The organism is Chryseomicrobium aureum (assembly GCF_043182735.1).
GTDB classification, from domain to species: Bacteria; Bacillota; Bacilli; order Bacillales_A; family Planococcaceae; genus Chryseomicrobium; species Chryseomicrobium aureum.
In genome coordinates this window covers 1,791,443-1,805,555 of sequence record NZ_CP171117.1, presented here as the reverse complement: position 1 = coordinate 1,805,555, position 14,113 = coordinate 1,791,443, and the positions used below count along the sequence as shown (strand labels likewise).

The window sequence follows — 14,113 nt, the reverse complement described above, 5'->3', positions numbered from 1 at the left end:
GTTGTGTATGTTCTTATCAGGAGGTGGAGTGAATGCAAGCCTTTCTATTGACATTACTTGTCATCGTATCGCTAGCATTGATCGTAGTTGTGTTATTGCAATCAGGGAAAAGTGCCGGGTTATCTGGAGCCATCTCTGGTGGAGCAGAGCAACTGTTTGGAAAACAAAAAGCACGTGGGATGGAGTTAGTCCTACATCGTGCAACTATTGTACTTTCCGTACTATTCTTTGCTTTAACGATTGCTGTTATGAAACTATAAATGTTCTTTAATCGCCTGACCACAAGTAGTGTGGTTGGGCGTTTTTTGCAAGTTTGGGGAAATCCCTCCGGTCAGGTCATCATTGTCCTAGGGAGATTTTCACCGAGCCTCCCCACGCAAGCCGAAAGAAGAGCACTTTCGGCTTCGTTGCCGGGTCTCGATAAAACTCTTACACCCTGGGAAATGACAACCTGACCTCCGGGATTTCTAGAAAAAATTGAGTGGAGTGAAGGGGCTAACTCCAGTGGGAGTAAAGTCGGAAAGCAGCCCCGTAACGCAACTCAATTTTCAAATTTATATGTGGAGGGAACAAGATGCGTATTTCAACGCCAAAGCCGTTTTTCTTTGAAGCGGGAAAACGTGCCGTGTTATTGCTTCACGGATTCACAGGGAACTCGTCTGACGTACGAATGCTAGGACGTTTCCTTGAAAAGAATGGCTACACATCCATAGCGCCGCACTACAAAGGCCACGGAGTGCCGCCAGAAGAACTCATTGCGACGGGTCCAGCCGATTGGTGGCAAGACGTCATGGGTGCCTACAATGAATTGAAAGAGAAGGGCTATGAGGAGATTGCCGTTGCAGGGCTTTCTCTAGGCGGCGTCTTTTCACTGAAAGTCGCATCAGAAATGCCCGTCAAAGGTGTCGTCACGATGTGTGCGCCGATGACAATGAAAACAACAGAACTGATGTTTGAAGGAGTTCTTGGCTACGCTCGCGAATACAAAAAGTATGAAGGCAAAGAAGCGGAAGTCATCGAACAAGAAATCGAAGCGATTCGACAGACACCGATGCAGACTCTTCCCGAACTTCAGCAGTTGATTCAAGATGTTCGGGGTATCGTCGATCACGTCTATGCGCCACTATTTGTTGCGCAAGGCCGACTGGATGACGTCATTGATACGAACTCTGCAAACATCATTCACGATACGGCAGAATCTACAGACAAACAAATCAAATGGTATGAACAATCAGGTCACGTGATCACACTTGGCCCAGAAAAAGAACAACTGCACGAAGACATTCTTGCCTTTTTAAATAAATTGGATTGGCACGAGTAAGGCAGCGTCTTTTAGGAAATAGTAAGACAAAGGAGGGACAGAAATGGATACACAACAACTAGAACAAGCGCTCGTTGAATTGATGCGAGACGATAGTTACAAGCCACTCACAACGAAAGAATTAGAAGCGCATTTTCAATTGGATGATGCGGATGACTTCAAAGAATTTGTGAAGACGCTTGTGCGTTTAGAAGAGAACGGCAAAATTGTTCGTTCACGCTCGAACCGCTACGGTGTGCCGGAACGAATGAACTTGATTGCAGGGAAATTCATTGGACACGCACGTGGATTTGGATTCGTTGCGCCGGAAGAGGAAGGCATGGATGACATTTTCATTCCACCGACTGAAATCAACGGGGCGTTCAACGGAGATATGGTACTCGTACGCGTGTCATCGGCTTCATCAGGTGACCGTCGTGAAGGAGCCATCATTAAAATCACAAAACGTGGTCTTGACCGCATCGTCGGAACGTTCCAAGACAACAAAGGGTTTGGATTCGTCATTCCGGACGATAAAAAACTACCGATGGATATTTTCGTCGCAAAAGGCGATACACTCGGTGCAGCGGATGGTCACAAAGTCATTGTAGAAATTACAGACTGGCCTTCAGGCAGAAACTCAGCAGCCGGGAAAGTATCACAGATCCTTGGGCATAAAAATGATCCAGGAGTCGATATTTTATCGATCATCCATAAGCACGGCATTCCAACCGAGTTCCCAGAAGACGTGCTCGAGCAAGCAGAGTCAACGGGCGACACAGTAGACCCAGCAGATATCGAAGGACGACGCGATTTACGTGAAGAAATCATTGTCACGATTGACGGTGCAGACGCAAAAGACTTGGATGATGCAGTCGGAGTGAAGAAGCTTGAGAATGGCAACTATGAGCTGTCCGTTCACATTGCGGACGTCAGTCATTATGTCACAGAGCACTCGCCAATCGATTTAGAAGCGTTAGAGCGTGGGACTAGTGTCTACTTAGCAGACCGCGTGATTCCGATGTTACCACACCGCTTATCAAACGGAATTTGCTCGTTGAACCCACAAGTGGACCGTTTGACGCTTTCCTGTGTGATGGAAATCGATTCGAAAGGTCAAGTCGTCAATCACGAGATCTTTGAGAGTGTCATCAACACGGCTGAGCGTATGACGTACCGCGATGTGTACCTGATCTTGGAAGAGAACGACCAAGAGTTGCGTACACGCTACGAGTCACTCGTACCGATGTTTGAACTGATGGCAGAACTAGCTGCAGTGTTGCGCGGGAAACGTGAAGAACGCGGAGCAATTGATTTTGACTTCCCAGAAGCGAAAATCTTAGTAAACGAGGACGGCTGGCCAACTGAAATCGTCAACCGTGACCGCACCGTTGCGGAGAAATTGATTGAAGAGTTCATGCTAGCAGCGAACGAAACTGTTGCGCAACACTTCAAGTGGATGGATGTTCCGTTCATGTACCGTATTCACGAAGATCCAAAGCCTGAAAAACTACAACGCTTCTTCGAATTTTTAACATCATTCGGATTGGTTGTAAAAGGCTCAAGCAATGACATTCATCCGAAAGCATTGCAAGAGATCATCGAATCGATTGAAGGGCTTCCAGAAGAGCCAGTCATCTCGACGATGCTTCTGCGTTCTCTACAACAAGCGAAGTACGACCCGGAATGCCTAGGTCACTTTGGATTGTCTACAGAGTACTACACACACTTCACATCGCCGATTCGTCGTTACCCAGATTTAATTGTTCACCGCTTGATTCGTACGTATTTGATTAAGGGCGACCTTTCTCAGTCGACGATCATGCACTGGCAAGCAAACCTTGGCGACATCGCAGAACACGCTTCGAAAATGGAGCGCCGCGCGGTTGATGCAGAGCGAGATGTGGAAGCATTGAAGAAAGCGCAGTTTATGGTCGATAAGATTGGGGAAGAGTTTGAAGGGATTGTGAGTTCTGTTACGAACTTCGGAATCTTCGTTGAGCTTCCAAACACTATCGAAGGCCTGATCCACGTCACGAACTTATCCGACGATTATTACAACTTCGATGACCGTCAGATGATTATGCGTGGGGAACGAACGGGTCGCGAGTTCCGATTAGGGGACGAAGTGAAAGTAAAAGTCACGAACGTTACAGTGGAAGAGTCATCCATTGACTTTGAAGTCGTGGGAATGATTAAAGCAGCTGGGCGTGAGCGTCGTCAAACGCCGAAAGTCATTCATGCAAGCCGTTCTGGAAAACCAGCAGAGCGCAGCGGTGACAAACGCGGAAAAGACGCAAAGAGTGGCAAACCAAAAGCAAAAGGCAAACCATCTCAAAAGAAGCGATTCTTTGAAGATGTAGCCAAAAAGAAGAAAAAGAAACGAAAAAAATAAGGAGGCGTCTAGCCTCCTCTTTCAGTAGGTGAGTCAAATGGCAAAAAAACACGATGACAAGGTCCTAGCACAAAACAAGAAGGCTTCCCACGATTATTTCATTGAAGATACGATGGAAGCAGGACTTGTGTTGCAAGGTACGGAAATCAAATCGATTCGAAACGGCCGTGTGCAGTTAAAAGATGCCTTCATTCGCATTCGCAACAATGAAGCATGGATCTCGAACATGCACATCAGTCCGTATGAACAAGGGAACCGTTTCAACCATGACCCACTGCGTGTGCGTAAACTTCTTCTTCACAAAAAACAAATCAGTGAGCTGATTGGCAAGACGAAGCGGGACGGCTACACAATCGTTCCTCTCAAAATGTATGTCAAAAACGGCTATGCAAAAGTGCTGATCGGTTTAGGGAAAGGGAAGAAAGATTACGATAAGCGGAGTGATATGAAGAAGAAGGAAGCAAAACGTGAGATCGAACGTGCTTTCAAAGCGCGTAACCAGTAAATTGGTTGAAGTTTGACCTTCTTTGATATATACTAAGTGTAGAACAACCAAGTTCACTTTTTCCATATCGGGGACGTTATGGATTCGACAGGAATGGTTCAAGCTTGGGTGGCGCGTCAGAGGCTCGGCTCTGTAACAACGGAACTTATAATAACAGGCAAAACAAACAACAACTTAGCATTCGCTGCTTAATAGCGTGAATCTGCTCTATGTATCCATCGCCCATGTGGCTATGTAGAGCTCACTTTTAGTGGGATACGGTAACTGGTGCAGTCTGAGTCAGTTGCAAGAGATTTCCGGACTAGTCCATCTAACGCCTGCTTATCGGCAGAGGATTGGATGAACTTTAGTAGGTAAGCTACACGCGTAGAAGCTCAAGTGTTGGAGTTTCTGGACGCGGGTTCAAATCCCGCCGTCTCCATTCGAACCTTGCTTGTGTGGCAAGGTTCAATGGTTTATAACCGGAAGTATCATCTTCCAAAAAAGCCTCTTAATCTCAATGAGATTAAGAGGCTTTTTCTTTGTCTTGAAAACTCCTCCAGAAGAAAATACTCCCGAGTTAGGTGCCATTCTTTTAGTCTTTGGCATTTAAAACTCCTCCAAAAAGAAAGACGGAAGGTGAGGTGCCTGTTTTAGACTCAATTCTGGCAGATGATGAGACTCAGTTCGAGACGGATGTCGAAGAAGTGTGGCTCTTCAACTGCCGATCTAGAATTGTGGCTGTGACAGGCTCCGTATAAAAAGAAAAAAGCACACCGATAGAAATTTCTTCTACAACCCGAGGTTCGATTCTGTCAAAGAAATAAAAACCAACAGTGGCCGATTCGCTTTTTGAGCGAATCGGCCACTATTCTTCTTAGTTCTCCACATAATCAACCTCAGACAGCAGACCAAACACATATCGGTACTTCTTTTTACTGAGAAGTTGTAAACAATCAAAGTTTAGAGTCGGCTCTGCCTCTACCTTGTCTATGTAATACGCAAGCATTCTCTCTATAAGTATCTTGAGGCGGGCTGTGCTAACGCAAGGCCCGATACATCGAGCGAACAGTCACAGTCTAGGACAGCAAGTTTACACAAACAGACAAGTTACTTTTCAAATCTCTATACACTTAAGACTCTTCTGCATTAAAAACTCATCCAGAAAGAAAGACGAGGGGTGAGGTGCCTGTTTTAGACTCAATTCTGGCAGGTGATGAGACTCAGTTCGAGACGGAGTCGAAGAAGTGTGGCTCTTCAACTGCTGAGCTAGAATTATAGCTTTGACAGACAGGCTCAGTCTAAACATTTTGATATACAGCTGGAATGTAGTCTAATTTGGCTGTCAAATGAAATATAAAGACCCTTACTATGATTAATTAGCAGTGTTTATATACTACTTCAAACTGCATATTCAATAATTGGTTAAGAATTTTGAGATACTTTGAGGCAGGGTATTTTTTATAGCTGTGCGGTTTTTATAGTGTATCTTCTGTCAAATTAAAGAATAATAAGTGTATTATAGAACTATACATCCACAATAAATATTATAGTTTGTAAATCTTTTTTATAGAGAAATAAATAATAATGTTTAAAGTAATATCATTCTAATTAGATTTTTATGGTAAATTTTGTATTTAAAGTATAAGGAGTGAGTGCATGAAATTAGAAAAATTAATAATTAGAAATTTCCGATCATATCAGGATTTGATTGAAATTGATTTAAATGATTTGACTACAATTGTCGGTAAAAATGATATTGGTAAATCCACAATACTGGAAGCATTAGAAATATTTTTTAATAATAGTACTGTGAAAATAGATAATAAAGATTACTGTATAAAGTCAAAAACTAAGGAGGTTCTAATAGGATGTGTATTCTCAAATTTTGACAAATACATAATATTAGACGAAACAGCACCTACAACCTTTGCAGATGAATTTTTATTGAATGAGTCTGGGATGTTGGAAATTCATAAAATATATGATTGTTCTAAAACTACAATCAAGCCAAATGTGTTTTTAAAAGCTTTATATCCAAATCAAGCAGTAGTAAATGGTAAATATTTAATTCAATTAGCTCAAGCAGATTTACAACGTAAAGTTAAGTCACTTGAAATTGAAGGCGGACCTACAGATTTAAGAACTAATAATTTAATGAGGAAAGATATTTTCAATTCAATTGATAAAAGTGATTTAGATATTTATTTGATAGGATTAAGTAAAAATGATAGTAGTGCAGTATGGGAAAAAATAGAACAGAAGCTACCAATATTCACATTATTCCAGTCAGATAGACCTAGTGTAGATGGCGATTCAGAAGTTCAAGACCCAATGAAAGTTGCAGTTAAAGAAGCACTTGAAGAAGTGAATGAACAGCTTAAAGAAATCGAAAAAATAGTTAAACAAAAAGCAATGAGTGTTGCTCAGCTTACATTGGAAAAATTAAAAGAAATGGATCCATCTTTGGCAAATGAATTAACACCTAATATTCTTGAATCACCAAAATGGCAAAATATTTTCAAATTAACTTTGGATGGTGATGATGGTATTCCAATCAATAAAAGAGGTAGTGGTGTTAGAAGACTTATCCTCCTAAATTTTTTTAGAGCAGCAGCTGAAAAGAAGAATACTGCTAGTTCTCGTAATATTATATATGCAGTCGAAGAGCCAGAAACAGCACAACATCCATCTAATCAAGTTATGTTAGCAGCTGCTTTTTTAGAGTTGAGTAAAAATAAAAAAACTCAAGTAATATTAACTACACATGTTCCTGCCTTTGCTAGTTTATTACCCATAGATTCTTTGAGATTAATAACCCAAGAGAATGAAGTTAAAGAAGTTTTATCTTCTAAAGATGATGAAACTGTTTTAGAAAAAATCGCTATAACATTAGGTGTTTTTCCTACACCACTTATAAAATCGGTTAAAGTGGCAGTGTTTGTTGAAGGTCCAAATGATTATAGTATTTTAAGGATATTAAGTTCAATTATTGCTTCTAGAAACCCAAAAATTATTGATTTAGGTGAAACAGATGAAGTAATAATAATACCGTGTGGTGGAGATACATTGAGAGGATGGGTAGAAAATCAATATTTAAAGACACTAAACGTTCCAGAAGTTCATATTTATGATAGAGATGATTTAAAAGCTAATCAAGAACCAAAGTATGAAAAATGGTGTAAAAAAGTTAGAGACAGAAATGACGGTTCTACTGCATTCCTAACAAGCAAAAGAGAAATAGAAAATTATATTCATCCTGATGTTATTAAACAATTCTATTCATTAGAAGATGGATTTACATTTGGTCCAGATGATGATGTACCGAAGCTGATTGCAAGTTTAACAGTTTATTCTGAAAGTAACGTTAAGAAAAAACTTAATAATCATGTGGCAAAGAGATTAACTTATGAACAGATAAAAGAGATAGACACAGAAAACGAAATAGAAGGAAAGTGGCTTACATTTATTAGTCAATGTGTGAGTGGGAGTATAACCAAAACTCATTAAATTGTTTCATAATAATTATGTGTTTTAGAATATATAATACTCCAAAGTGAAAAATCATTAAATTAAAATTTAGTGAAACGGCTCAAATTACTTTAACGGTAGGTTTCAGGATGATGACTTAAGATTTTATAGATAAGTATCTCGTATAGAAGCTCAAGTGTTGGAGTTTCTTGACGCGGTGTATCCATTCGAATCTTGCTAGAGTGGCAAGGCTCAGTGGATTATAACGGTAAGCGTCAAATAGTGAACACGTTGTTTCTTATTAAAGAAAATGCCGGTCAAAATCAGAAGTTGAACTGCTCCCTGTCAAGTAGACAGTAAAAAATTAAAAAGGTTTGACCTAAGCTACGACCTGGTATCGATACTCTATCGGTGCCAGGTTGTTTAATTTCTGTTGATAGCGTTCCTCGTTATAAAATCGTATATAGCGATCAATATCCTCGACTAGGTCTTCATAACTCTTGTACTTTTTCAATTCATAGCTCTCGCATTTGAAATGACCAAAGAAGCTCTCCATTGGCGCATTGTCGATACACTTTCCGACACGGGACATACTGCGCGTGATCCCTGCCTGGGTCGTGATGTGTCGATATTCTTTCGATGTATACTGTGACCCTCGGTCACTATGGAGTAGTGGCGTGGCATCGGGGTTCGATTCCATGGCGGCTCTCAGTGTGTCCATCACCAAGGCATTGTTGTTGAAGTGACCAGTCTCGTAGGCCACGACAGACCCGTCGTACAGGTCTTTGATCACACTCAAATAAGCCTTGTTCCCAAGACCGTAATGTAGGTGCGTGATGTCCGTCACCCATTTCTGGTTGGGCAGGTCCGCTGTGAACTCACGATTCAAGATGTTATCCTCGATGTTGACATAGCTTGTCTTTGTAGAGTATCCGTTCGAACGACGAATGAATGACCTCAGGCCGAGCTTGATCATCAGACGTCGGATCCGCTTACGATTGTACTGTGTCTTGAACTGACGATTGATGAACATGGTTACCCGTCGGTAACCTAGGATCCCTTTATGTTTTCGGAACACCTTCTTGATCTGGGCAAGGAGCCATTCATTTTCTTTTTGGTCGTCCGTTGGTGTATGGTTCAGCCATTTGTAATAGCCGGAACGTGATACTTCAAGTATTTGACAGAGTAGTTGGATCGGCGCCTTTGTCTCCTTATGGTAGTCGTGGATCGCCTGGAACCTATGGAGATGGATTCCTACTCTCGCATTCTGGACCTCCTTTCGATTTCCTTCAACTTTTTTAGGAGACCGTTCTCCGTCTCCAGGTATTGGTTGCGATGACTCAGTTCTTTGATACGGAGCTCCAACTTCTCCACTTCTGTCAGATTCGGCTTGGATGCCAAGGGCTTCCCGCGGCGGTCGTGAAGGGCCGTCTCTCCATCCTCCTGATACTTCCGGACCCATCCATATACCTGTTGGTACGAGACCTGGTACTTCTCCGCAGCCCCGTGATAGTCAAGGTCGTGTGCGATCGCATATTGGACGATCTCCGTCCGTTCCTCTAATGTCGTCTTGCGTCCTCTGTTCATCTCTCTACTTCCTTTACTAGTGGATTTTATATTCTTTCCACTAGTGTAACGCTTTATCCACCTTCGTAAAGCAGAGGATGTCGAGATCTTGAATCTGGCGCATGTCTCATCGAGGCTCCCTTTACCCGTCAGATAATAATTGACTGCCTCCAGTTTCAGCTCTTGTGAGTAGCGTCTCCAGGTATTTGATTCTATCAATCCATCGATCCCATCTGACCGGTATTTACGGACCCAGTCTCGTAGAGTCGAGTGTCCAATACTGAATTCTTTAGCGACCGCTCTTATCGGCTTCTTCTCATCCAAGATGCATAGCACCACTTTCAATCGTTCGTCTAATGTATGGTCTGTGGTTCTTTTAGACACAAAAATGCCCCCTTCACAGTAGTAGAGAATTTTTATTATTTCTCTGTCTACTATGAAGGGAGCATATCAAGTTGATTTTGACCGGCATTTTTCTATTTCTTTGATTGGATATAACAGTTCGTTGGTAAATTTTTCGACCACGGCATCAAATCTTCGAAGGATTCGAGTTTCTCTAGATCACGCTGTGGAAGTTCTTCGAAAAGAAGTTGCAGGTAGAAGAAAGGATTGAGCCCATTTTCTTTGGCAGTCTCGATGAGACTGTAAGCGATGGCACTCGAGGTCGCGCCTCTTGTCGAGGCTGCGAACAGCCAGTTCTTCCTGCCGATCACAAATGGTTTGATAGAACGTTCTGCACGATTGTTATCTATTTCGATTCGGCCATCTTTCATGAAAGTCGTGAGTTTTGACCATTGTTTCAATGTATAAGAGATCGCAGTTCCGGTGGCAGTCTTTGGAGCGACAATCTCCTGTTGTTCTTCAAGCCATGCCAAAAAAGCATCCAGCACGGGCTGACTGTCGCTTTTCCTGATCTTGAGTCGTTCTTCAGGAGTCATGTCTTTGATTTTCCGTTCGATGGTAAAGAGTCGGTTGCAGAAATCGAGTCCCTTCTTGGCGACGGTTGTTCGACCGGCACCAACAGGTGCACCTCTCAGTGCCTTGAGTGCTTCGTCGAACTTACGACGCGCATGTGCCCAGCAACCTGCGAGTTCTACGTTATGGATAGATTCATATCCTGCATAACCATCCACATGTAGATAACCTTCGAAACCTTCCAAGAATTTCTGAGGATTCTCTTTGGCACGACTAGACTGATAGTCGAATAAAACGATCGGCGTATCAGAGTCTCTGCCGGTACGGTAGAGCCACATATAGGATTTTGATTCTGCCTTCTTTCCGGGCTCTTCGAGTACTTGAAGAGTGGTCTCGTCAGCGTGAAGCACCTCTTCTTGGCGAATTCTACGATAGAGTTCTGCATAGAAAGGCTTCAACCAGCTCGTCGTACTCGACAGCATCCAGTTCGAGATCGTCTGTCGACTCAGCGGCAGTCCCATCCGTTCCAACTGTTTCTCCTGTCGGTAGAGAGGTAGGCCGTCTGCGAACTTTTGAGTCATCACAAAAGCGACAGCAGATGGGGACGCAAGTCCTTTCGGGATGACCGGTCTTGGCATCTCTGCCTTCTTGATAGGAGTCTTGATCTCATGTGTCTCACAATGGCGGCAGCTATAGATGTGCTGGACATGTTCGACCACTGTCACCTGTGCAGGGATGATCTTCAGTTCCTTGCGGATCTGTGTGCTCATCTCATGCATCGAATGATCGCATTCTGAACAGACCTTCTCTGATTCAGAGAGGTCATAGTGGATCGTCTCGACGGGCAGGTCGTTCAATCTGTCCACACGTCCGATCTTCTTTTTGCGCGTGTAACTGATCGTCTCGAGTGTAGGTTCAGCAAGAAGTACAGCAGAAGACACTTCGGCCTCATTGAACAACTGTAGATCCAATTGGTCTTTGTCTGTCTTCTCACTCGATGTGCCAAAGCGTTTCGCCTGAAGTAGCGCAAACTGTTGCTTATAGTATTCCATCTTGGCCTCGAGCTCTTTGTTTCGCTGTTCGAGCTGTGCGTTCTTCTTCTCGAGCTCTTCAATTGTAAGTTGTGTTTTCTCGTCCTGTTTTCTCATAGGGATAAGAATAGCATAAAACTATCCGGTGAAACAGACGTCAAATCACTTTTTTAGCAGCAACGGAAGGATGTGCATCACGTTGGTCAAGTGGCAATCCATCCAGCAACCAGTTCAGTTGCCGGCTCGAGATAGATAGAGGCTGGACAGACCCGAGGTCTGGCCAATCGAACAGTCCTTTCTCCAGTCTACGATAGTAGAGCCAGAAGCCGTTGTGGTCCCAAAACAAGATTTTCAGTTTATCTTTTTTTCTGTTACAGAAGACGAACAAAGCCTTCGAAAATGGATCTAACTGAAAAAGTTCCTGGACGATGACAGCAAGTCCGTCAATCGATTTGCGAAGGTCTGTTGGACCCGCTGCTAGATAGACGCGCTCGACAGCGCGACCATTCATCATACCAAGCGCAGCGTCCGGATCACTTGTAATAGAAGTGTCTCATCGTAGCCACTCGTCACCTCGATATCAACTTGATTTATTCTCAAAGAAATTGAGTTTTCTTTTGGTTCTTCGACGACACAGGAGACCCAACTGGTCTCCTCAGTAGATTCTCGATTGATTGGGGACTGTTTTCGTAGCCAATATTTCATATTGTGAAGTGCAATACCACTTGTTTCACACCATTCGACCAGGGACAAACCACTAGCACGATATTCTTCGATCATCGCCAACCAATACGCTTCTTTCTCTTTTCTTTTCAAAGAAAAAACCTCCCAAATTTCATTTGTGGGAGGAGTATCTCATGAATTTTCTTCTATTAGAATGTGTGCACTATTTGACGCTTACCATCCGTAAGCATGGGTAGAGCAGAGATTAGCAACGTGAGTGAGCAGAGTGTGCGTTTATTATTCTCATTGGCTAGTGTCAAAGCAGGGATGAACGAGCAGGCTCTGAGGAAGGGTATGTATGAACGTTGGAATCGAGTAAGATCATTATTAATATATAAAGGCGTACAGATTGATGATAAGGCTTGGAGTTCATTTTGAACTACTGTTTACGTATGATTTACCTAGCAATAATGCTGAGGTAATTGGCAATCTTAGAGCGTTACGTGAGATGGGTGCTTTATCTATGGAAAGTTTGTTGGAGCAATCTCCGATGACTACAGATGTTGGTCAGGAGATTGTACGTATACAAAATGAAAAAGGTAATGAAATCGTAAGTGAAGTTAAACAAGACGATGAGGAGCACTATCGAGAAGCGTAATTAATTGTAAAAGCAGGTGGGAGTAAGGATAAGTGTGAGAGTGTAAATACTGAAAATCTTCAGCCTGTTATACTATGGGAGCGCCTAAAGGACAAAAAACCGATTTTCCAGCGGATAATTAGCATTTTACGGTATTAATTATGGATAATATTGTTAAATTAATTTAGAGCGCTGATTTATTGCTGAATCTGCTCCATATTCAATTAAATTTTGCTTTTAATCACTCTAATTCATGGTGGTATAAGATACATTATCATACGATAGCGTCAAATCAACGTTCTGATGCTCTTAGAACTCAAGTTCTAATCCTCTACTGTATTTATATTCCAAATAATTGCGATGCCCCTTAAACTGAAAAATGCGCCAACCTTCTATATTTTTTCACGCCCATAATTTTCTTTATTTAATCCTGATTAATGATAATATTATCAAAAAGGTTTATTTAGAAAGTTGGGGAAAATGTGGAAAAGAATGACTGGATAGAAGTACTTAATATTTTAAGTGAAAGAGATTATGTGGATTGGATAATAATCGTGGTTTCTATAGTTTCTCCATTATTATTACTTATTTCAGTACTTTATTCTGCAAGGGCTGCAAATGCTGCAAAAAAAGCAACAGAATTAAATCTGGAAATGTTTCGTACTCAACAAGATGAAAGGGAGAAGAGTTTTCTTCCCATATTTACAATATCGAGATTTCACAATGCAGGAAATTATATCTCTTTAGATTTAACTAATATAAATGAAAAGAAAATTTATATAACCAATAGAGGAACGGAGTTATCTGAAAAAGATTTTCTTTATTCTAAATTAGAGAAATTTGAAAGTTATACAGCGTATGATGATTACGGAAAGAAGGATTATTTTAAGTTGTGGCTTTACTATACAACTTTAAATCATAAAAGTTATTGCTCCTATTTAATTTTCCGTATAGTCGATAATGATCTTGTTATTCAAAGTCATGAGATTAGTAATCGTGATATTCAAGTTGTTGATAGAAAGGGGTACACTAATGTTCCTGAAAAGAATAAAAAGTCAAAAGGTTAGTGGCTATATTCATTACTTTCAAATTGATGATTTTTGGTTAAATAAAATTAATGAAGTTCAAAGAGATGAAGTTCGTCATAGATGGTCTTTGGGTATTAATGTTAATCCAGATAGTCTAGATAAATCTAACATTAAATCAACAAGTATGAGTAAAAGTAGTTTTTTAATTTTAATGGCTGAAGGTATTAAAGATATTAAAACGAAAGAGTACCTTCTTAATTGGGCTTTTGAAGAGCAAGAAGATGCTGTGCTAGATAAGCATTTTAATTTTATTCGAATTGCAGACGAGTATAAACAAATGATTAAAGAGGACAGAAAGTATTACGCGAATCAAATAAAAATTCTTCAATTAGATTGTGAAACCTTTGATTCTTTTTGTGTGGAATATAAAGAACAACCTTACTATAATTCAACAGAGGGTTTGCCGAATTATCCTGCGTTTAGGGAACTGGCAATAGCATATGAAAGAATTGGAGAGATAAAAAAAGCAATTGTAATATCACAAATTGCAATTGATAAATCTGTTAACGAAAAAACATCGTTTCATCGAAGGATTGAAAAATTACAAAAGAAGATAAAATGAT

Annotated in this window: 12 protein-coding genes and 1 other RNA gene; 9 read left to right on the top strand and 4 right to left on the bottom strand. The window is 41.2% G+C overall.

Annotated elements, in window-relative coordinates:
• Positions 1-32 precede the first annotated feature (32 nt).
• The 6 genes from secG (at position 33) to ACF3OH_RS09465 (ending at position 7,689) form a co-directional block, all read left to right on the top strand.
• Entirely contained in the window at positions 33-260 is a 228-nt protein-coding gene (secG, locus tag ACF3OH_RS09490) for a preprotein translocase subunit SecG (RefSeq protein WP_204590929.1), read from the top strand.
• Between the two features lie 314 nt (positions 261-574).
• The gene (locus ACF3OH_RS09485; protein WP_392454280.1) at positions 575-1,321 is read left to right on the top strand and encodes an alpha/beta hydrolase; all 747 of its coding nucleotides are present in this window, start codon (positions 575-577) and stop codon (positions 1,319-1,321) included.
• A 43-nt stretch (positions 1,322-1,364) separates the two neighbouring features.
• Positions 1,365-3,695, top strand: a complete 2,331-nt coding sequence (rnr, locus tag ACF3OH_RS09480; RefSeq protein ID WP_392454279.1) for a ribonuclease R — start codon at positions 1,365-1,367, stop codon at positions 3,693-3,695.
• A 37-nt stretch (positions 3,696-3,732) separates the two neighbouring features.
• Positions 3,733-4,200 (top strand): SsrA-binding protein SmpB, encoded by a 468-nt coding sequence (gene smpB, locus ACF3OH_RS09475; protein WP_392454277.1) that lies wholly within the window; start codon positions 3,733-3,735, stop codon positions 4,198-4,200.
• 69 nt (positions 4,201-4,269) lie between these two features.
• Positions 4,270-4,624: a transfer-messenger RNA gene (ssrA, locus tag ACF3OH_RS09470) on the top strand.
• A gap of 1,214 nt (positions 4,625-5,838) precedes the next feature.
• Positions 5,839-7,689, top strand: coding sequence for an ATP-binding protein (locus ACF3OH_RS09465; protein WP_392454276.1), 1,851 nt, complete (start codon positions 5,839-5,841; stop codon positions 7,687-7,689).
• A gap of 340 nt (positions 7,690-8,029) precedes the next feature.
• On the opposite strand, the gene ACF3OH_RS09460 is transcribed toward ACF3OH_RS09465, so the two are convergent.
• From ACF3OH_RS09460 to tnpA, 4 genes are all read right to left on the bottom strand, one after another.
• Positions 8,030-9,600 (bottom strand): IS3 family transposase gene (locus ACF3OH_RS09460; RefSeq protein ID WP_392454274.1). Its coding sequence is split into 2 segments (ribosomal slippage): positions 8,030-8,937 and positions 8,937-9,600, totalling 1,572 coding nucleotides; the frame shifts between segments, so codons are not numbered across the junction.
• 92 nt (positions 9,601-9,692) lie between these two features.
• Positions 9,693-11,279 carry an IS66 family transposase gene (gene tnpC / locus ACF3OH_RS09455; protein WP_392454272.1) on the bottom strand — a complete coding sequence of 529 codons (1,587 nt, stop codon included), beginning with the start codon at positions 11,277-11,279 and terminating at the stop codon, positions 9,693-9,695.
• A gap of 40 nt (positions 11,280-11,319) precedes the next feature.
• Positions 11,320-11,676 (bottom strand): IS66 family insertion sequence element accessory protein TnpB, encoded by a 357-nt coding sequence (tnpB, locus tag ACF3OH_RS09450; RefSeq protein WP_378142898.1) that lies wholly within the window; start codon positions 11,674-11,676, stop codon positions 11,320-11,322.
• Positions 11,673-11,978, bottom strand: a complete 306-nt coding sequence (tnpA, locus tag ACF3OH_RS09445) for an IS66 family insertion sequence element accessory protein TnpA (protein WP_094944451.1) — start codon at positions 11,976-11,978, stop codon at positions 11,673-11,675. Before tnpA ends, tnpB begins: the two co-directional genes overlap by 4 nt.
• A 259-nt stretch (positions 11,979-12,237) precedes the next feature.
• On the opposite strand from tnpA, the gene ACF3OH_RS09440 reads away from it, so the two are divergent.
• The 3 genes from ACF3OH_RS09440 (at position 12,238) to ACF3OH_RS09430 (ending at position 14,112) form a co-directional block, all read left to right on the top strand.
• Positions 12,238-12,483, top strand: coding sequence for a phage portal protein (locus ACF3OH_RS09440; protein ID WP_392454269.1), 246 nt, complete (start codon positions 12,238-12,240; stop codon positions 12,481-12,483).
• A gap of 461 nt (positions 12,484-12,944) precedes the next feature.
• On the top strand, positions 12,945-13,529 hold the full coding sequence (locus tag ACF3OH_RS09435) for a hypothetical protein (RefSeq protein ID WP_392454267.1): 585 nt from the start codon (positions 12,945-12,947) through the stop codon (positions 13,527-13,529).
• Positions 13,495-14,112, top strand: coding sequence for a hypothetical protein (locus tag ACF3OH_RS09430; protein WP_392454265.1), 618 nt, complete (start codon positions 13,495-13,497; stop codon positions 14,110-14,112). Before ACF3OH_RS09435 ends, ACF3OH_RS09430 begins: the two co-directional genes overlap by 35 nt.
• The last annotated feature ends 1 nt before the right edge of the window (position 14,113 follow it).

Excerpts from the sequence above, each read along its gene's own strand:
- secG (WP_204590929.1), top strand. The coding sequence starts at position 33 with ATGCAAGCCTTTCTATTGACATTACTTGTCATCGTATCGCTAGCATTG.
- ACF3OH_RS09485 (WP_392454280.1), top strand. The coding sequence starts at position 575 with ATGCGTATTTCAACGCCAAAGCCGTTTTTCTTTGAAGCGGGAAAACGT.
- rnr (WP_392454279.1), top strand. The coding sequence starts at position 1,365 with ATGGATACACAACAACTAGAACAAGCGCTCGTTGAATTGATGCGAGAC.
- smpB (WP_392454277.1), top strand. The coding sequence starts at position 3,733 with ATGGCAAAAAAACACGATGACAAGGTCCTAGCACAAAACAAGAAGGCT.
- ACF3OH_RS09465 (WP_392454276.1), top strand. The coding sequence starts at position 5,839 with ATGAAATTAGAAAAATTAATAATTAGAAATTTCCGATCATATCAGGAT.
- tnpC (WP_392454272.1), bottom strand. The coding sequence starts at position 11,279 with ATGAGAAAACAGGACGAGAAAACACAACTTACAATTGAAGAGCTCGAG.
- tnpB (WP_378142898.1), bottom strand. The coding sequence starts at position 11,676 with ATGATGAATGGTCGCGCTGTCGAGCGCGTCTATCTAGCAGCGGGTCCA.
- ACF3OH_RS09440 (WP_392454269.1), top strand. The coding sequence starts at position 12,238 with ATGATAAGGCTTGGAGTTCATTTTGAACTACTGTTTACGTATGATTTA.
- ACF3OH_RS09430 (WP_392454265.1), top strand. The coding sequence starts at position 13,495 with ATGTTCCTGAAAAGAATAAAAAGTCAAAAGGTTAGTGGCTATATTCAT.